Here is a 336-nt window from a genome sequence, read left to right as displayed (position 1 = left end):
CGGCTACCGGTCGATGACTTCGCACTGGCCCGCGGCGCAACCGAACCCGTGACGCTCAAGCAGACCGCCGAGAAGGTATGGGAACCGCGATTCGTAGCCGAGATTGTGGCCGGGCGTGATCCTCGTGTTCCGCCTGATGTGCCAAAGAGCGTCGTTGGCGTGACGGTCGCTGACTTCCTCGACGTGTACTATGGGAGCTATGTTGAGGCGGAGGGATTGCGCGATCCGGTAACGATCAAGGGCCGGCTGAAGGCCGTCAAGGCGGTGCTGGGCGATCTTTCGGTAACTGCACTGGAGAAACCGGTCGAAATCCTTCGATTCAAGGCGATGTATCGG

1 protein-coding gene is annotated in these 336 nt (G+C 60.7%); it reads left to right on the top strand.

Features of this window, described 5'->3' with window-relative positions; translation table 11 throughout:
- Positions 1–48: 48 nt before the first annotated feature.
- Positions 49–336 (top strand): hypothetical protein (locus GEV06_27480; GenBank protein MPZ21602.1); only part of this gene is annotated, 288 nt, incomplete at its 3' end.

This window comes from Luteitalea sp. (assembly GCA_009377605.1).
In the GTDB taxonomy this organism is placed as follows: domain Bacteria; phylum Acidobacteriota; class Vicinamibacteria; order Vicinamibacterales; family Vicinamibacteraceae; genus WHTT01.
This window is presented reverse-complemented; position numbering and strand designations above follow the sequence as displayed.